The organism is Stenotrophomonas sp. Steno-Z2 (genome assembly GCF_056393235.1).
In genome coordinates this window covers 502,381-520,756 of sequence record NZ_JBWJOY010000001.1, presented here as the reverse complement: position 1 = coordinate 520,756, position 18,376 = coordinate 502,381, and the positions used below count along the sequence as shown (strand labels likewise).

The window sequence follows — 18,376 nt, the reverse complement described above, 5'->3', positions numbered from 1 at the left end:
GCGCCAGCCCGCATCCCCGCCACCGGCTCAGGGCAGCACGTACAGCCTCTGCGCGGGGTAGTCGGCCACCAGCCGCAGGCGGCCGAATGCGGAGCCGCCGATGGCGCCTTCCACCGGGGCGTCGGTCATCGACGACATGTATTCGGTGAAGTTGCGGTCCGGCCGGGCGGCGAACCAGGCCGGGCCCGTGTCCCTGCCGGCAATGCGCACGTTGGGCACCTGGATCATCGGCATGCCGTGGTCGCCCTTCAGGGCAACGGACCAGTCCGGATGCGCGTCGCGCCACTTGCGGTACTGGCGGGCGGTGATGAAGCTGCCCGCCACGCGCGTGCCCTCGGCCAGGCCCAGTGCCTTCGCGCCATCGGGGCCCAGGCTCATCTGCGCACCGGTATCGAACAGCATGTCCAGTTGTTCGCCATCGATCTCGATCTGCACGCGCGGCCAGAACATGTTGCGCTCCGGCAGCAGGGTCATCGGCGTGCTGGGGGTGCCCTCCGGCGCCGACCAGCCCTGCAGCACGTGCAGCGAACGCGCGGGGTAATCGAACTCCCACACCCGCCAGGCAAACCAGCGGCTGCCAAGGAAGCCTTCATCCAGCATGGGGCCTTCGCCGAAGCCCTCCGCCGGCACCACCGCCAGCTGGCCCTGCATGAACGCATCCCGCTCGGGAGCGGGAATGGAGGCCTCGGGCACGAACGCCGGCCACCGCGCAGTCTTGATGGGCGGCTGCCCGGGCTCTTCCACCTCCGCTCCGGCGGCCAGGCCATGGCGCTGCACCACGTCCTCGCGGATGGCGTTCAGCCCGCCGCCGCTGTCGGTATAGAAAAGCACCGTGGCGCCACCGGCGAGCCGCGGCGCGACGAAGATGCGGTTGTTCTCGAACCGCGTGGGCAGCAGCGTGCGCACCGGCGCCTGCTGCGCGGCGGCCCGTGGGGCGCCGAACGCCGGGCTCAACGGTGCGGTGGCAATCAGTACTGCGGCGGCAAGCGCAATGGAGCGCAGTGGCGGCGTCATGCGATCAGCCTCCCGGTCAGCGTCGGTTGCCCGATCGTGGCAAACCCCGTTGTGCGCTGTCCAAGGCCGAATGTCATAAGGCCGATGGGCACAGCGCGGCACCGGGTTGCGCGGTTGTCAGGCTTTGAATCGTTCCCGGCGGTGCCACTGGAGGTAGATGGGGTGTGGGCGCCATGCGGGTCGCGGCAGGCGCGCGATGCGCTCCCAGCAGTTGCATCGGGCACTATACGTCGGCCTGGCCAATGCACCGTCAGCTGCATCCGCCGGCGTCCATGCTTGCCTCCAAACTGCAGGTTTCATAGCTACTATCTTGATGGATAGAAGCGATTTCGACTTCTAGATACCGCTATAGATTAAGCTGAATCATAGGCTCTACTGCAGATAATCTGCCAAGAGGAACTATGGGGAAGGATATCTTCCATTTGAAGCCCAGCGTGTATGGTTTTGGTATAGATCTGCGGGAGCTATACCGACGTCTCGTCCAACGCACAGACGTCGTCGGTGATCTTGCGGTACAGGCGAGGAGGTTCATTGAGGTCTTTCGTGCACATGGCTTGCACGTTGCGCACATTCCTCGTTTAACACCGCTTAAGTACATCGATCTCAAAGATGAAGACGCTCTGCTGTCCGCGATGACGCCATCACTAATTGATACAACTGCGGCTCTCTTTGGTGTCCGATCTGAATGGCTAGCCGGCATTGACGATGAAATCTATCAAGGCAATTACTGCTACAAGAGTCCTGATCGATTGTTCGAATGTATAGATTCACTGAAGGAACGTGCTACGTCCACCTTAAGGGCGGTGACATCCGCAGGGGTGCTGGACATGAATGCACGGCGATCCCAGCGCTTGGAGCTAGTGGTCGTGGAGCATGTGCAATACCTAGGGGAGTTCGAGGTGCTTCGCTATCATCCATTTGCAGATGGGTGGGATTGGTCCGAGCTTGCCTGTCGCTTGCAGCTCAAGGCAATGGTTCGAGCGTTAGGTGGTGCCGTACCGCTGCATCAAACGCGTCACGCCCAAATTGATGCGTGGTATCGACATCAATGCTTCCCTGGGCCATTAGTCTGTGGTCCGCTGATCACGACCCCTTCACTGGAGGATTATTCGCTTTCCCCAATGGAAAGCCGGGTGTCAAAAGAGTCCTCGGAACTGCAGCTCGTTGAACGGTACATCGCTGAAAAGCTCACATGGAGCGAGGCATCAGGTACTAGAGACAAGTAGCTCTCTTAGCTCAATCTTGAAAGAGTATGTGCGACGTGGACTTTTCTCTGGAAGGTTGGTGCTCCCAAAAAATTTCAATAGAGAGTAGTTGGGCTACCTTCTCCCTTGTTTAGATGCTTCTCAAAAACGGTGTCGCGATGGAAGTCGAGATATTCCCTTTGCTTCGCTGAGAAAATTCCGTAGCGGCGCCCTCTTTTGAGGTTGAGCTTAAGTGATTCCTCTACGTTGGGAGGAAGGTCGCCTGCGACAAGTAAACGTCCTTCGTTGGAGAAGCTGATCCAGCCACGATCGAACAGATGGTCTGCGTGGGGCGCAAGCAACAGGCCATTTTGTCCATCCACTCGCTCGCTAGCTGTACTCTTTGACCATGGCTTGATGTGGCTGGCTCGTAAGAAGCGGAGGTCCTCAATGCCCGTAATGCGGCAACCCTTCTCGCATCCAATTAGGCGTTCCCGGAACAACTGCTGCTTTGTTCGCACTTCAGCAAGAGTCCTCTTCGCAGTGTCTTCAAGAACGAGGCCAGTCTCCACTTGGGTATGGCCGAAATCCTCTTCAGTCGTAGTAAAGCCCAGAGATCCATCAAGCGGCTTAAGCCGGAAAACAATGGCGTTACGCAGGTTGCCGAGGGTGTCGGGTGTGTTGGGCCGAATGTAGGAAGAAAGCGTAATGAACTCACCTAGGTAGCGGTACGGGCGGCCCTTCCCCATCATCTGAAAAACGACGAGCTTCTTGCCTTCTTTAACGTGATCTTCAATCGCTCGATTGCCCGCGACGTAACGCATGTCGCCAACTTGGCCTTCGCCGAAGTAGTGAAATATTCCCTCATCGTCCCAAAAGTCATGATAGCCATGCGACACGCCGGCTTCACCAGTGAACGCGATGACAAGCGGATGCTCCTTCGGACTAGAGATGCCGCCCCGGCGCTGGCCACCGTATACGTCGTGAACTTGGCTCTGTCGGATGTATAGTGCGCCGACTTCAAAGGGTAGATCCACATTAGGCCCAACAAGACAACTGGGTGTCTAGCTTAATGCCGGAATGTCGGTTGAGGCCATAGCGTGTAGCACCGGCCAATTCATGGCTCCGCCCGAGGATCAATACTGTTTGGGCGGAAAACTATGGTGGCATTAGTGCTAGTGCATCCATCTTCGCGTCATTATCGTCAATGACGGCTGTGGAGAGCATATGTAAGTCGACTCTCTCATCGACTATACGGAAGGTGCGTGGCGGGATCGTGCGGCGAGGATTGCATCATCTGTCAGGTGACTTGCTAGGTGACAGAAGCTTCACCGAGTGAATAGGTCGATCGTGGGCAACCAGCGGTCGTTGTGCAGGTGACATCCAGTCAACATCTACCCGTTGCAGGTCATAGTCTTCCCCATACTGCAGAGCGGCCTCGTATGGACGGAGGTCTGCATAGCGGGCTAGCTCCACCTGACCCATGCCCGCTTCTGCATGGTCCATCAGGAAGTGCCGCTTCATCGCGGCATCAAAGTCTCGCAGCCAGCTCGGATCAATGTGGCATTGCATGTCTGTTTTCTCTGACGGCGATGCAAGGATTGTGTCCTTCATGATCTCGGTGGCTGCGACGCAGCGCGGGCGAGTGAGGCGATGCCGAGCTGCGGGTTGCCTTGCAGGAAGAGCACTTGGTGATGGAATTGCCGGTTAGCTAAGGCGGGGCAGGGGCGCACAAGAGCTGCTGCTTTGCGACGTGGCAACTCAAGAGCGCTTGTAAGAAGGCAGGGTGAATTCGCTATAGAGAAAGGAGGCAAGCAGTAAGGCGACGCCTACGGCGATGGGCAATGGGGCGGTCGCGGTGATGGGGGCGCTGATCGCCAATGCGCCAAGTGCGAGGCCCAGCACCATGAAGAACGAGGCAAAAAGGCGGTCCAGAAGCCCCGGGCCCAAGGAGCCGAACATCCGCCCAAGCGCGGCGCGCGGATGCTTGATCGTTTCAGCAATGAGGTGCAGGAACATTGCCGACCAGAACCCGACGCCATAGGCCACGAGCGCGCGAGTGCAGGAACACCACTCTGCCTCGGTTGCGGCCAGGAAGTAACCCAGCAAGGTAGTGAGTACGGCCGCGGCAGCTGCAAGAACGCCGATGAGGTCCGTTGCATCCAAGCTGAGCAGGGTCCTGATTATTTTTTTCATGGGCTCCATCTTCTTATCGTGGGCGGAAAGAACGAGGCAGGGCAGTCAGTACGCCGCAAGCTTTGCAGTTGCGCTCAATTGCAACGTGCCCCATACGCCGGCCGGTTACCGCTGGCGACGGCTTCGGCCTCGCTGGCGTAGCGGCCTTTCTTGGTGGCGCCGTAGTAGCGCGTGCCCGGGCAGTGGTAGACATGCGAGCCGGTGTTGATCCAGACGCGTGTGACGGCGGCGGGCGCGGTGCGGGTGGCCGATTGCGTGAGCTGTTGAATGGCCTGCTGCCGGCCGGCGGCGGCCTCGCCGGGCGTGCAGGTGCGGCCGTAGGCGGCGCGGTACCCGTGCTGCGCTGCTTCGCGCTCGGTCATGAAGCGGCCGCGTTTGGTGGCGCCGTAGTACTGCCCGCCGGGGCAGTGGTAGACGCCGGTGCTGGTGTTCACCCAGACGTCGGCGGCGGCCGCCGGCAACGCCCAGGCCAGCAGGAGCAGCAGGGCCAGCAATGGGGCAAGCCGTGTTGTGGGGCGGTTCGTGGTGTCGGGCATGTCCTTGCCTGTCATCGCGAAGGGGGCAGCTCAACAGCGGTGGTTGAAGTGCGGCTTGCGGCTATTCGCCATCCTGTGCGTTGGCTTCGGCCAGCAGCAGTTCGTAGGCCTGCACGCGGACGCGAAGGTGGATCATGTACCAGGAAAGCGCATAGGCGACGAGGATCCAGAGTGCGAGCGCGCCCTGCACCAAGGTGATGTTGGCAAACGCATTCCAGTTACCCCACTGCCAGTCCTTGAACTGAAGGTACAGGGCCACGAGCAGGGGCAGTACGCCCAGCCGCTCCATTCCACCGGTGAACAAGCCCAGGCGCTCGTGCATCGTGGCGCGCCGGTCGCGGATGTAGCGCAGGCGCAGGCGGCGGTGTTCCAGCGGAAAGGCGCGCACCTGCTGGACCAGTTGCTGGTACCAGGTATACCCCTCTTCGATATGCCGCGCATGTTCCCGGCGAGCGTCCCAGAACTGGCGCCAATCCCGACGTATCTGCAGGCACATGGAGGTGCCAAGCCCCAGAATTTCCACAGCAAGGCCAGACAGGGCGACGACAACCCCGGTTTTCCCGGGCAGAACGCTGCCAAGCAACATGCCCAGCCCGGCGCCGGCGATGCCGACGATAAGCGACCAGCGCTCCCAGGGACCGGCTTTGGTGCCATCCGTTCGCGCCAGGTAGTCGTCCAGCGCGGCATTGAGCGCGGGGAAGCTGAGTTCGTGCAGGGCGGCTCCCGCATCGGCGGGAGAGTCGGCGGTTGTGGGGGGCGCATTGCCTGCTGTAGGCGCGGGAACGGTATCCATACGATTCCTGGGGCATGGGCTGCCCTTACACCATGCCCGATTGCCGCAGGTGGGTCGAGGTCCGCGCCCGCCTGGCCTGCCGGCGGTTGCGTGCGTGGCCACCCGCGCCGGGGCCGTTGGCTCGGGCGCGGACCTGTTTTCCTGCGGTTCCGCTACGAAGAACCACGCGGCGCCACGCACTCACGGGTGCGCGGCGCCGTGCCTTCCTTCCTGCCGCGCCGCCTTCTTCCACGTGCGCAGGCCCGCGACCGCCAGTGCCACGAACACCAGGTACAGCGCCGCGGTGGCGTGCAGTGCCTTCACCGCGTACATGCCCACGTAGACCACGTCCACCCCGATCCACAGCCACCACGCGGCGGCGTGGCGGCGCGCCTGCCACCACTGCGCCACCAGGCTGAGCGCGGCGAGCATGGCGTCCAGCCAGGGCAGGGCGGCGTTGGTCCAGGTGTGCATGGCCGCGCCCAGGGCCAGGCCGAAGGCCACGCCCAGGCCCAGGTCGCGCGCGCAGGCCTCCATTGCCAGCGGGGCGATGGCGACGCGGCCGTCGGGTTTGTCCTGCCGGTGCCAGGTGGCCCAGCCGTAGGCCAGGAACGCGGCGAAGGCGCCCTGCAGCAGCATGTCCGAGTACAGCCGTGCCTCGAAGAACACCAGCGCGTACAGGCCCACGGACAGCAGCCCCACCGGCCAGGCGAGCATGCGCCGCTGCGCCATCAGCCAGACGCCCAGGGCGCTGAGCGCAACCGCCGACCATTCCAGCAGCGCGGGGTTCATAGCGCGAGGGTCACCGTCAGCCGCGCCTGGCGCGGGGCGCCGGGGAACAGGTAGTAGTCGCCGGAGCTGCTGCCGGTGTCGCGCCAGTAGAAGCGGTTGAACACGTTGTCCACCGACAGGTTCCAGTCCAGCGCGTGGCCGCGCAGTTCATGCCGGAAGCGCAGGCCGGCATCCACCACGCTGTAGCCCGGCGCGCGCACGCGGCCGTCGGCGGTGGCGACGTTGGAGGAGGCGTAACGCCAGCCGCCGGTGAGGCCCAGCCCGGGCACGAACGGCAGCGCGTAGTCGGCATGCACGCTGGCGCGGGTGGTGGGCACGTTGATCAGCGGGTGGCCTTCGTAGGCCGGTGTGCCGGTGTGGCGCGCGCGCGCCTGCAGCACGCTGGCGCTGGCGGTGAGCTGCAGGTTGTCGCTTGCGCGGCCACGCGCGCTCAGCTCCAGGCCGGTGTGCACCTGCTGGCCTTCCTGCACGAAGGTGTAGCCGTAGTCGCTGTCGTCCGGTTTGGCGTACTGGAACGGCCGGCTGATGCGGAACAGCGCCGCGCCCAGGGTCAGCGCATCGCTGGGCATGTACTTGGCGCCCACTTCCACCTGGCGCGACAGCACCGACGGCAGGAAGTCGCCTTCGTTGCTGGTCCAGAACGGCGCCTCCTGGCCCAGCGCGATGCCGCGCACGTAGCTGGCGTACAGGTTGAGCTGCGTGTTGGCGCTCCAGATCAGCGCGGTCTGCGGCAGGAAATGCGACACGCGGCTCTCGCGCTCGGGGTTGCCGCGCTTGTCCCAGGCGCGCTCGTCCAGGCGCACGAAGCGGCCGCCGGCCAGCCACTGCCAGTCGTCGGCGAAACGCACGCGGTCCAGCACGAACAGTGCCTTCTGGCGGCTGTCCAGGCGTCGCACCGACGGGCCGGGCTGCAGCGGCGAGGGCTCGAACTGCGGCACCTCGCGGTCGTGGATGTTGCCGCTGCCGACGTATTCGTTGACGTTGCGGCGCTTGTCCACGCTGCGGCGGAAGTAGTCCGCGCCCAGCACGAGCTGGTGTTCCACCGCGCCGGTGGCGAAGCGGCCGCGCAGTTCGGCGCGCAGCTGCTGGTTGCGGCGGGTATCGTCCGGGCTGCGGTAGTCGTAGATGTCGTAGTCGCCATTGGGCGCGAAGTAGTTGCCCGGCACGCTGCCGTCGGCGCAGCCGGCGGTGTAGTAGCAGCCGTAGGCGAAGGCGACGTTGTCGTCGATGACCGAGCGGCTGTGGCTGGCCGACACGCGCGACTGCCACGCCGGGCCGAAATCGTAGGTGTGCAGCGCGGTGAGGTTGGTGCTGTCGATGCCCACCGGCCGCTGCCAGCGCTGGTAGCCCAGCATCTGCTTGCGGTCGACGTTGCGCGGCAGCGCGCTGGCGCCCAGCAGCTGGTAGCCCGAGGCCGAGCGCTGCGCGCTGGTCTGGTAGTTGGCGTCCACTTCCAGCTTGCCGCGCTCGCCGATCAGCCAGTCGGTGGCCAGCGCGTAGAAGTTGCGGCGGCCGTCGGCATGGTCGATGTAGGAGCGGCTGCTGTCCCACGCGGCGTTGAAGCGCACGCCGAAGCGCGGCGTCAGCCAGTGGCCCACGTCCACGGCGGCGTAGCGCGAGCCTTCCGCGTCGGTGCCGAGGGTGACGGTGCGCACTTCGGCCGGGCGCTTGCCCACGTAGTTGATGACGCCGCCCGGCGCGATCACGCCAGCGGCCAGGCCGGCCTCGCCCTTGAGGATTTCCACCTGCTGTACGTTCTCCAGCGCCAGCCGCTGCTCGCCGGCCACGGTGAGGCCGTTGAAGCGGTAGCCGGTGGCGGTGTCCAGCGCGAAGCCGCGGATGGCGATGTTCTGGTAGTAGCCCACCGGCGCGTAGCTGTCGCCCAGCGAGGCATCGTTCGTGGCCAGTTCGGACAGCGTGCGCACCACGCGCTGGTCGAGCAGGCCGCGGTCCAGCACGCTGATCGAGGCCGGCGTGTTCTTCCAGTCGCCGCTGCCGAAGCTGTTGGACTGGGTGTCCTTGGTTTCGGGCTGTTTGGCCTGCACGCGCACGGCGGCCAGCTCGGTGGGCGAGCGGTCGGCGGCGGTGTCAAGAGCACTGGCGTGCAGCGGCAGGGCCGCGCCCAGCGCGGCGGTCAACAGCGAAATTCGGTAGCAGCGGTTCATTCGTTTCGTCATCAGCCGTGGGGAGAGACGAAGCGAAGGCGCGCACGCGCGACCGGCCACGAAGGCGGTGTGCCTGCTGCTCAAAGCTCCCTACGCCGGTGCAAACCGGATCAGGTTCCAAGGGACTCTCTCAGCCTGGACAAGCCCAGGCACCCCCGCTTCAGGGCGTATTTGACCACAAATGGCGCGGCTTGGCCCGTGGGGTGGGTGGAGCGGGGCTTGGCGTGCAGGGGAGCCTGGCATTTCGTGGAGGTGGGGCTTGCGCCGCAATGGTGCCCCTTCCGGCGAAGCCCGTGCATACAGCCAAGGAGTCGGACGGCTCTGCCAGCCGGATTGGACATCGCCGCCAGCGGGGTGGACGCGGTAGAGGTGCTTAAGCGAACTGCGGGTTAGTTGATGGGAGGAGTAGGCCAAGAGCGAACATGCTCCCGAATGCCCGCTGCGTACAACATCGAGGGGGGTTCAAACACCGTCTACACAAAAATATGGACACGCTCTTTCAAGGAGGTCTACATACATCCATCTCACTTCTGTCCCCGCGATTCTCCTAGGATGGAAGTCGTGCGCTTCAGGGGCGCTCGGATGGCTGCAAGGCTCGCTTTATGTGCGCTGCGGGCAACGCCGAGATTACGATGCAAATAGTTCCCTGGCCGCGCTCCATCGAGGGGGCGATGCTTGTTGCAACATTGACGGCACAGGTCAATGTTCTGATGGAGCGGTCTACTAGCTCAAACACTCTTTACTCTCCAAGTAAGGCCAACTACATATTACATAGACCCGTAGGTCCGGCCATACGACCTATCCACAAGGCGCCGTGCGGTGGAATTTCCCCGTGATATAGCTCGATCTTAGGGTGGCTGGGTCCGGATAAAAGGCGGCGTAAAACCGGACCCAACGCCTAGCAAATGCCTGCCTCGGCAAGGCTGGGTAGGAGCTTGCGAAAATAGGAAGCACTTGTATATGCGGCATATGATTGCCAGTCATCCGATTTTGACGAATCAGCAAAATCGCAAACTGACTTAATTATCAGAGGAGTCGAACCGCATAGCTCGGCCGCGGCCATAACGGCAAATGCCTCCATCTCAATAGCTATAACCTCTCTATGACCGTCGATGATTGGTGAAAGTGCTTCGTCATTGGCAAGGACGGATGCGCCGGATGCCATTGGTCCGAGATGAACCCCAAGCCTACTTTCTGGTATTCGACCGCCCCACCCGCCCCTAATGCTGTTGCAGATTTCCAGTTCTCTGCAGGACGCTTGCACAAGTGCAGCGACATCTTGCCTCAAGGCGCTCTGGTAAGGGGCTGCACGAAACAAAGGAAGCGAGTCAGTTCCCGCAGTGTGCTTACCGCTCCCCCAGTCCCAAGTCGGGTCTGCGACAACCACATCCCCCAGGGAAACTTTGCCCTTAACTCCTGCGCAGATACCCAACATCACAAGTAGTGATGGCTTAAAAACCTTGACCATCTTTGCGGAAAGTGCAGCTGATACTGGCATCCCCTTCCTTGGCGCGCAGGCGGCCACAAGCTCAATGATTCTGCCATCTGCCTCCATTGATCCGAAATAGTACGTGGTAGGATCTCCGGGCAGTGATTTACGTGACCAGCCAAAATCCAGATTAAGAACTGCATCAAGCTCGGGTGTGCTTAGGGCAGTAACAATTGCTACGTCAACCTTTGGAGGGGCATGCCTCTTCTTTCTTGCCATGATGTACCCCACCCTACCAGATAGGACTTCCATCCAATCGTTGGCGCCTGGGCGGTAAAAGCATAGAGAGGCTCCTCGTTTGGCCGCCTTCTTCTGGGCCACGTCTCTAAGATCCTCAAGCGCGGTGACAAAGATGACGTCATCGGGAAGATTCGACTTCTGGTCAGCCCTCAACATATCGAACAACTGGAAACCCGCATCCACGCTTGGGGCATCTTTCAAGCCGTTTGGTAGGTTTACATCAATCAGTACGATGTCGAACCTTTGCTCTCTCAGACGCAACCGCGCTTCGGTTGCATTGCTTGTGTGCACTATATCAATGGCTGAACCCGCGCTCTTTGCGAGTAGCTCTGCGATTGCCTTGCCCTTCTCGACTTCGTCGTCAACTATCAGAATGTTGATCTTTATCATGCTGAAATTCCGTTTAAAAGCGCCGCCAACTCATCTTTCCACGCGTCTTGAGCTTGATTGTAATACACATGGCCAATGTAGAAATCACCGAAGCTCTCGGACATTTGAGCCCCCAAGTCGTGTATGGAAACTCTTCCAACCCCTTCCCCAAAACCATCAAACATCGTCACCACAATCGTCGGAATTTTTCGATTCCGCATCTTCATCTGCATCAAGAGATCGCGGCCCGCAAAGTTTTCCTGGGCCCCTCCCGAGGGCTCATTAACGCTAATGTCGAAGTTGGGCATGCTCATGTCGAGTAGAAGAGCCTCGTACCGTATGCTCTGATTACATATCGCCTTGAGGGCGGAATGAAATGATCGAGCTTCGTCAACAATAGCGCCTGCGACGATGCGGCAAGTGAACTCCTTGATTTCCCGCGCCTTGTCGGCGTCATCTTCAACTATCAGGATTCTCATTGACTGCCTCAATATTGTAGGAAACTACTACATAGAACCTCCCGTCCTCGGAGAATCCAAAATCAAGTTTTGGTTCGGCATAGAACGGGGAGTTAATTGATCGCCATAGCTTTCTCAGTCCGCTCCCTCCTTCGAGCTGGGCTAGGCGTCGAGAGTCACTACGATTGAGGCCATCGCGAATCGACATAACTTTCTCGCGCTGAACGACGCTTGGGATTGACGGGGCCAAGTTGCTCTCTACGCGCACGCAATATCGTGTAGGCTCCAGACTGAAGTCGACAATGATGTTCAGCGCGGCAATGTCGAGACCTGAGTGTTCCATGGCGTTGGATAGAATTACGTAGAAAGCATCTACCATTCCGTCGAGCGTCCGACCTGGCATAAGTATGCTTCGGTCGTGCGTCTTAACTTCGATCTTGGGGGCCTCCGACGATTCGGAAACCGTCTTCGCAATCATATTAAGTGCGATATCGACTGGAAGGCTTGCTTGATAGTCTTGACGATCATACACTTGGCTCCTTTTGAACCAGGACGAAATCTCATCGAGCCTGAGGCGTAGCTGAGTCTTTGCTCGAAATATACAGTTCCTAAGGTCGCCTATGGCAGTGCTATACGGAATGGAGGATATTGCCTCGGTCAACCTGTCGAACAGCGCAAAGAATCGCTGCCTGAAGTCGTTGTCCAGTCCCTTTCGCACTGCAACAAGGTTCTCATCAGTCTTTTCCCAAAGATTATCTATACATACATCAATGAACTCGTCGACTGTTCTTGATTTAACTGCGTAACGCTGCATAAAGCGCCGTTCAAGATTCGAGGATCTGTACGTGAACGCAGCTTTCGAATCCTGCGGTGCAGCCTTGACTCCATGATAAATCGCGATCTGAAGGTACTCATCTCGCAGCTCGCAAATCAAGCTATCGAAAGACTTTGCAAAATGCTCCAACGCTTTGGTTACAAGCCCCTGACAGGCATGGTGATCAAACCTTTCATCCCAGTAGGTATTTGGTTTGTAAGAAATCCCATCTTCATCTTTCGTTGTTATCAGGTGCTCGTCAGCGACTGGCTTTCGCAAAGTGTTTGCCAGAACGCCGTGCCGCACTCTGGTGCTGAGATATGCGTTAAGTCCGTGATCTCCACGCAAGAACTCCTGCGTTACCTCAGTAAATATTGGGTCAAATTGGCTGTCGGTTTCCGTCTCCACATCATTCATCAGGTGGAGTGTCGAGAGAGTTTTGCTAATAGATCGATTTTCATTAAGTTGAAGCTCAAGAATGGCGTCTGCGATCTTCTCAACAATGATCTGGGACGGTTCGTCTCTTGTACTGGAACTGGCTTTGTATCGTGAGTACTGCCCACCAATCTTTGCCTTTAAATTCCGCTTAATTGCAGCGATGTCTACGTAGACCTTGCTTTGCTCAACTAGCGAAGTCCCCTTCGCAATTTCATCTTGCTTGACGCGCGCCCTGATTTCATCGAAATACACCTCTGCGTTGGCAGGATCCATCGATGCAAGCTGCCGACAAACCTCGATGCGAGCATTCCCTATTTCCTGACTGCCGTTGTACAGCAGAGTTTGACGCATGACTTCCGGCGTCCACACCCTGTTGAGATAGAGCATCGCTCGACCGCCCTCGGTCTGTGCAACAGTTCGGGTGACATCAGAGGGCACTTGGATTGAGTGAATCTCTTGATATCGTTCAAAGGCGTATCGGAGTTCGGCGAGCCGGTTGTCGGAGGAAAACGCATTGTAGAGTTCGAGGCAGATTGGAACATCGATGCTTTCGGGCCACGTGTCGGCCTCCGCCAAACAACCAAGGACTTCATTTAGTGGAAGTGACGTTGGTGCATCGGGGCACTGTATATATGAATCAGTCATCAGTTTCAGAGCGGATTGCGTATCTCCGATTTTGGCTTTTGCCATCGCTAGAGCGGCTAGCGCTCTGTACCGTCCATCTGGATGCACTTTATCAATCAGCTCCTCAAGAATAGGTACTGCAAGAGAGCTTTTCCCTGCACCTAATAGATGTCGGCCCAAATATGAAAGCTCGCGCCGACTCAACTTTCTGTCAGAAGTGGCTGATGTTCGTTCGCCAAAGAAGAGCATCTCCATTGCCGGCAGAGTTTTGGGATATATGCCTTTTTGCTGAAACGCGCGCCGAACCTCGGAAACTGATGATGGCCCTGCACAGGCGAGGCTAAGTGGCGAAATATAAGGATCTAATGCCATCAGGTCGCGTGCTTGCAGGATCAATGATTTGGAAGTTTCCTGCTGAAGGCAAAGCAAAACCGCCTTTCGAAGGTAAAGTGCCCAAGTATGGCCATAGTGACTGTCAACTGTAGAGAATACCGACGTTGCCTCGCCATATGAAGATTCGCGCAGCGAGAAGATTGCTACCAAACTAGCGCACATCGCGAGCATTGGTGGGGGTAGCTTAGGAATGTCTGAGCCTGCTCGAACCACTGCGCGTGCCAGGAGGGCTAAACAAGCTGCATCTGTGGGATCCGAGTCAGACAGATGCTCGGATGCACGACGAATCGCGCTGCTGTAGTCTCCGTCTAAGTACGCTTCGAAGATTTGCGCGCGACTGTCCCGTACATGATCAATAGCATCTGTGGCAAGGCAATCGAAGGCTAACGAGATCGGGGCGAGTCGCTTATCTCTGGTGCACTTCGTCAGTACGGAAATCGGCTTCTTCAGCGCAGTCATCGCGACAGAAGGAATCGTATGTGCCGATGCCATTGCTTGGAGAGTTGCCACCGCAGCCTCATAGTGATCAATGAGGCTGCTTTGGCCTTCATAGAACATGACAGAGGAAAGCTCGAGAGGTGTCGCGCTATATAGGTCGAACACGCGGCTTGCCGCGTATGTTGTGAAGCCGTCTTCCAGCTCGCCGAGAGCGGCTGAGATTTCCTCCTGCAGGAATACTTTCGAGCCGCGGCTTTCCGCTCGCCTCGAAAGGTAGCGAAGCATGAAAGACGAGATTGATCCGACAGGCGCCTCATCGATCTCAGTCTGTCTATCTTTGCGCTTACAGTCGGGTGCATTATCGCCCAGGGTCATCCAAGCTTGAGCCCACCAAAGTGAGACGCCCAACTCCTCTCGATGGCGCTCGAGAATTTCAGTGCACTCATCGTAGGCGCCTTTGAGAATTGACGATTCGAACGCCTCTCGGTTTCGTAGATATAACCGCAATTCTTCCTGATACATGCAACTTCGAAAAATGGCCCAAATCGACTCTTTAAGCATGCCCACTGGAAAGCCAGTGGCAGGTTGACTAAACATTTCTTCGTAAGTGAGCGGGAAAGAGGCCCCGTGAGTGGCCTTCAGATAGTCTCGATTTGGAATCGCCTTCTTCGCAGAAGAGAAGAGCAAGTCTGCAGACGTGTTCAATTTCAGTAAAAACATCGTTTCTTTGGCGCGCCTTCCCCCAAGGCGAACCTCGCCAATGGTCCGATGGATTGAATGCTTCCGTCTACGAACTCTTCCCATCTTCCATGCCCCCTTTTGCCTGCGCTTGTAGCTTTCGGTTTCCTTACTTTGGCATGAAATTTCAATCCAGCGAAGGCCAGTATCACGCCGGTAGTCTTCTCTACCCTGATTTCCCCGGCCTGGCTCTAAAGCATTGAGCGTTCTCAGCGCACGGCAGCTCTCGGGCAGCGCAGCCTTATGAAGGCCTCGTAGGGCTGGCTGGCCCGCCACCTCGCTGTCGAAGACCAATTGGCTGTTCAATTGCAGGGAGATCACCTGCCGTCGGAAGGTTACAGCGCGGCTATAGCGCTATGCAGCGCCGCCAACCGCCAACCGCCAACCGCCAGACGATGATGAAACCTGCTCCCAACCGTTAGGAAGCTTCCGTATCTCCTGCCCACCTACAACACAAGCGCGCCCTGAGCGCGCTGCCTCATCAGAGCGCTCAGGGCGGTGATAAGACGTCGCTATGTAGTCCTGGGCGAGCCGCGCGCCGCGCTTCATCATTCAGAGTTCGAGCTCGGGTCCGGTCGCAGTAAGGCCTCATGCTCGGGTGCGAGTAGCTCGACCACCGGTACTGCCAACAGCTAAACGGCATGGTCGTCTTCGATATCGAGTTGTGCGTCAGCTTCTTAGCTTCGGTTTGTGGCAGAGGTACTGGGCCTGACGAACAAACCAGCGTACAACCGGACCCAGCGCTAGCCTGAGCGATTCACACCAATGGTCGCTATGGATCGATTGCCGCCGGAGTAGAGGAAAGGAAGCCGTGTTCAATTCTTGGTACTGCTGTCTACTCCAACTGGCATTGGTGGTCGACTAGCTGACGGAGAATGTCCACCTGGCCGGCGTTCCGTAGTTCCCTTGCCGGGCAAGCCCGGCACCTACGGGAGCATGCCTGCAAACCCAGCACTCCGCAGATGCGAGGTATTGCCCCACCTGCGCGCTCAGGCGGCGGCATGCAGCGCGGCCAGCAGCGCCTGGCCGTCATGGCTGCCGAACCACTGCGCGTGGCCGAGCAGGAAGGGTTGCCAGGCCACGTCCGCGTTGGCAGTGGAGTGGGTGATGCCTTCGAAGTACTCCACTTCGGACAGCGCGAAATCCAGGTGCACCACCGGCAGCAGGTCGGCCAGCAGGTGCACGCGCGCGGGCGACAGCGGCAGCTGCTGCCGGTAGCCGTCGAGCAGGGCCAGGGCGATGTCGATGCGCACGGCCTGCGCGCCGCGTTCCAGTTCCAGCCAGGCGACGGCGTTGCGTTCGATGGCGGTGGCCAGGTCGAACAGCGCGCTGGTGGGCGAGGCCAGGCCGAAGTCGAGCACGGTGCTCACCGTGTCGCCCTGCCAGAGCAGGTTGGAAACATGCCAGTCGTTGTGTGCCCACAGCCTCGGCTCGGCCTGCAGGCGGTCGGCCAGGCCCGCGTGCCACGGCAGCACGGTGTGGCGCAGTTGTTCCTCCCACGGAATGCGCGCCAGGTAGCGGGCAAGGCCGGGGCGGTTGTCCAGGTCGGCCTTGATCGCGGCGATGGGGTCGTGGCTGCGGATCAGGTCGTCGCGCGCCACCAGCAGGTGGGTGCCGCGCTGCGGGGCGTGGTAGCTGGCGGCGGCCTGGTGCAGGCGCGCCAGCATGCGCCCGGCATCGCGCGCCTGGGCGAGGTCGGTCAGCGGCGACCACGATACCGCGTCGCGGTACAGGTCCTCGCCGCTGCCCAGCGTGTGCAGTTCGTAGGTCCAGCCATCGTGTTCGACCGCAGTGGCGCCGTCGTGATCGCGCAGCACCTGCACCACCGGCACGCCGGCGGCGCCCAGGTGCGCGATGAAGCGGTGCTCCTCGCCCAGCGTGGCCGCATCGCGCACGCTGTGGTGGTGGCGCTTGACGAACAAGCGCCCCGCCGCGCCTTCGACGATGGCCGCCGCCGACATCGGCCGCGGGCTGTGCCACAGCGGGGCATCCGCGCCTTGCAGTTGCGGGTAGCGCCCGCGCAGCCACGCGATCTCGCGCCCGCTGATGGCGGGCCAGTCGGCGGGCACCTCGTCGTTGTTGAGGCCCTGGACGCGATGGGAGGAGGCGGTCATGAACGAAAAGCGGGCAAGGCGCGTGGTGCGGGGGGCGACAGGGTAGCGCGCGCGGCGGCCTTGGGCGCGTAGGTACCTGGATGTGGCGGGAGGGATTTCGATCAGGGGACTGCGCTGTTCGATGTGGGAGTCCGCCGCATTTGGCTGTAGGAGAATCGCCCAAGGAACTTTGGTTGAGAGAACGGCGCTATCTGGTGTGGCGGTCTGCTGCAGGCGGCTGTAGGGGAGTTACCGGGACTTCGGTCAGGAGAACGGCGCCCTTCGGTGTGGCAGTCCGCCGCAGATGGCTGTAGGAAAACCGCCCAAGAGGCCTTTGGGAGAACTGCGCCATCTGGTATGGCGGTCTGGCGCAGGCGGCTGTAGGGGAACTACCGAGGCTCCGGTCAGGAGAATGGCACCCTACGGTATGGCAGTCCGCCGCATGTGGCTGTAGGAGAACCGCTGAAGGGCCTTGGTTGGGAGGACTGCGCCATCTGGTGTGGCGGTTTGCCGTAGACGGCTGTAGGGGAATTGCGGAAGTTCCGGTCAGGAGAGGGGCGCCCGTCGGTGTGGCACTCCGCCGCGAGCGGCTGTAGGAAAACAGCCCGAGAGGCTTGGGTAGGAGAATGGCGCCCTTCGGTATGGCAGTTCACCGCAGGCGGATGTAGGAAAACTACCCGAGGAACTTCGGCTAGGAGAACAGCGCCATTCAATGTGGCAGTCCACCGCAAGCGGCTGTAGGAAAACAACCCGAGAGGCCTCGGTTAGAAAGGCGCCCTTCGACGTGGCAGTCCACCGCGGGCGGCTGTAGGAAAACTACCCGGAGAGCCTCGGTTAGGAGAATTGCGCCATTTGGTGTGGCGATCTACCGCACACGGTTGTAGGAGAACCACCCGAAGGGCTCAGATCAGGAGAATTGCGCCATTTGGTGTGGCGGTCCGCCGCACGCGGCTGTAGGAAAACAACCCGAGTGGCTTCGACTAAGAGAACTGCGCCATTCGGGGTCGCGATCTCCCGCAGGTGACTGTAGGAAAACCGCGAAGTTCCGGCTAGGAGAACTGCGCCATCTGGCATGGCGGTCTGCCGCGCGCAGCTGTAGGGAAACTACCCGAGGAGCTTCGGGCAGGAGAACCGCGCCATTTGATGTGGCGGTCTGCCGCAGGCAGATGTAGGAAAACTACCCGAAGCCAGGCCGCGATCAGTTCTTGCGCTGCTTGCCGCGGTGGAAGTCCCGGATCATTTCGGCCAACCCGTCGTCCTCGGCGAAGAAGTAGGCCACGGGCAGGTCGAAGACGGCGGCCAGCCGCTGCAGGGTCTGCAGGTCGGGCTGGTGCACGCCGGTTTCGTAGCGGTTGATGCGGGTGCTGGCGACGAATTCGTCCAGCCCGGCGCGGATGCCGAGATTGCGCTGCGAAATGCCGTACGCCTCCCGCGCCTCGCGCAGGCGCACGCTGTAGACGGGGAGATCCTTCTTCGCTGACAAGGCCGTGCACGTCCCGGGCTTCGGTGGACAGAAGCTTCCGGATGGGCGCTTGACATCGATACTACGTTAAACGTAGTGTGCGCATCGGGTTAATAAGTGAACGCATCGCGTGCAATGGCTCCCGCCCGCCGGGTGGAGCC

At 60.3% G+C, this 18,376-nt stretch carries 14 protein-coding genes and 1 riboswitch; of the genes, 1 reads left to right on the top strand and 13 read right to left on the bottom strand.

Annotation, left to right across the window (positions count from 1 at the left end; translation table 11 throughout):
* Positions 1–27 precede the first annotated feature (27 nt).
* Positions 28–1,014 carry a hypothetical protein gene (locus tag AC06FP_RS02280; protein ID WP_478074336.1) on the bottom strand — a complete coding sequence of 329 codons (987 nt, stop codon included), beginning with the start codon at positions 1,012–1,014 and terminating at the stop codon, positions 28–30.
* Positions 1,015–1,415: 401 nt separating this feature from the next.
* Between AC06FP_RS02280 and AC06FP_RS02275 the strand changes: the two genes are divergently transcribed.
* Positions 1,416–2,240: a hypothetical protein gene (locus tag AC06FP_RS02275; protein ID WP_478074335.1), complete on the top strand. Its 825-nt coding sequence runs from the start codon at positions 1,416–1,418 to the stop codon at positions 2,238–2,240.
* 74 nt (positions 2,241–2,314) lie between these two features.
* Here AC06FP_RS02275 and AC06FP_RS02270 read toward each other — a convergent pair whose 3' ends face one another.
* The 12 genes from AC06FP_RS02270 to AC06FP_RS02215 all read right to left on the bottom strand — a co-directional run bounded on the left by AC06FP_RS02270 (position 2,315) and on the right by AC06FP_RS02215 (position 18,236).
* Positions 2,315–3,235, bottom strand: coding sequence for an HNH endonuclease (locus AC06FP_RS02270; RefSeq protein WP_478074334.1), 921 nt, complete (start codon positions 3,233–3,235; stop codon positions 2,315–2,317).
* A 256-nt stretch (positions 3,236–3,491) separates the two neighbouring features.
* Positions 3,492–3,812 (bottom strand): hypothetical protein, encoded by a 321-nt coding sequence (locus AC06FP_RS02265; RefSeq protein ID WP_478074333.1) that lies wholly within the window; start codon positions 3,810–3,812, stop codon positions 3,492–3,494.
* Positions 3,813–3,959: 147 nt separating this feature from the next.
* A complete protein-coding gene (locus AC06FP_RS02260) occupies positions 3,960–4,394 on the bottom strand; it encodes a hypothetical protein (protein ID WP_478074332.1) in 435 nt (144 codons plus the stop codon).
* A gap of 74 nt (positions 4,395–4,468) precedes the next feature.
* Positions 4,469–4,930 carry a hypothetical protein gene (locus tag AC06FP_RS02255; protein WP_478074331.1) on the bottom strand — a complete coding sequence of 154 codons (462 nt, stop codon included), beginning with the start codon at positions 4,928–4,930 and terminating at the stop codon, positions 4,469–4,471.
* Positions 4,931–4,991: 61 nt separating this feature from the next.
* Complete coding sequence (locus AC06FP_RS02250) at positions 4,992–5,723, bottom strand: hypothetical protein (RefSeq protein WP_478074330.1); 732 nt, start codon at positions 5,721–5,723, stop codon at positions 4,992–4,994.
* A gap of 180 nt (positions 5,724–5,903) precedes the next feature.
* Entirely contained in the window at positions 5,904–6,494 is a 591-nt protein-coding gene (gene pnuC, locus AC06FP_RS02245) for a nicotinamide riboside transporter PnuC (RefSeq protein WP_478074329.1), read from the bottom strand.
* Positions 6,491–8,659 carry a TonB-dependent siderophore receptor gene (locus tag AC06FP_RS02240; RefSeq protein WP_478074328.1) on the bottom strand — a complete coding sequence of 723 codons (2,169 nt, stop codon included), beginning with the start codon at positions 8,657–8,659 and terminating at the stop codon, positions 6,491–6,493. Before AC06FP_RS02240 ends, pnuC begins: the two co-directional genes overlap by 4 nt.
* Positions 8,660–8,729: 70 nt before the next feature.
* A riboswitch (TPP riboswitch) is annotated at positions 8,730–8,826 on the bottom strand.
* Positions 8,827–9,557: 731 nt separating this feature from the next.
* The gene (locus AC06FP_RS02235) at positions 9,558–10,778 is read right to left on the bottom strand and encodes a phosphorylase family protein (protein WP_478074327.1); all 1,221 of its coding nucleotides are present in this window, start codon (positions 10,776–10,778) and stop codon (positions 9,558–9,560) included.
* The gene (locus AC06FP_RS02230; RefSeq protein ID WP_478074326.1) at positions 10,775–11,236 is read right to left on the bottom strand and encodes a response regulator transcription factor; all 462 of its coding nucleotides are present in this window, start codon (positions 11,234–11,236) and stop codon (positions 10,775–10,777) included. Before AC06FP_RS02230 ends, AC06FP_RS02235 begins: the two co-directional genes overlap by 4 nt.
* Positions 11,217–14,981 carry a hypothetical protein gene (locus AC06FP_RS02225; protein WP_478074325.1) on the bottom strand — a complete coding sequence of 1,255 codons (3,765 nt, stop codon included), beginning with the start codon at positions 14,979–14,981 and terminating at the stop codon, positions 11,217–11,219. Before AC06FP_RS02225 ends, AC06FP_RS02230 begins: the two co-directional genes overlap by 20 nt.
* A gap of 668 nt (positions 14,982–15,649) precedes the next feature.
* Positions 15,650–16,774 carry a phosphotransferase enzyme family protein gene (locus AC06FP_RS02220; RefSeq protein ID WP_478074324.1) on the bottom strand — a complete coding sequence of 375 codons (1,125 nt, stop codon included), beginning with the start codon at positions 16,772–16,774 and terminating at the stop codon, positions 15,650–15,652.
* A gap of 1,177 nt (positions 16,775–17,951) precedes the next feature.
* Entirely contained in the window at positions 17,952–18,236 is a 285-nt protein-coding gene (locus tag AC06FP_RS02215) for a helix-turn-helix domain-containing protein (protein WP_456117154.1), read from the bottom strand.
* Between the last annotated feature and the right edge of the window lie 140 nt (positions 18,237–18,376).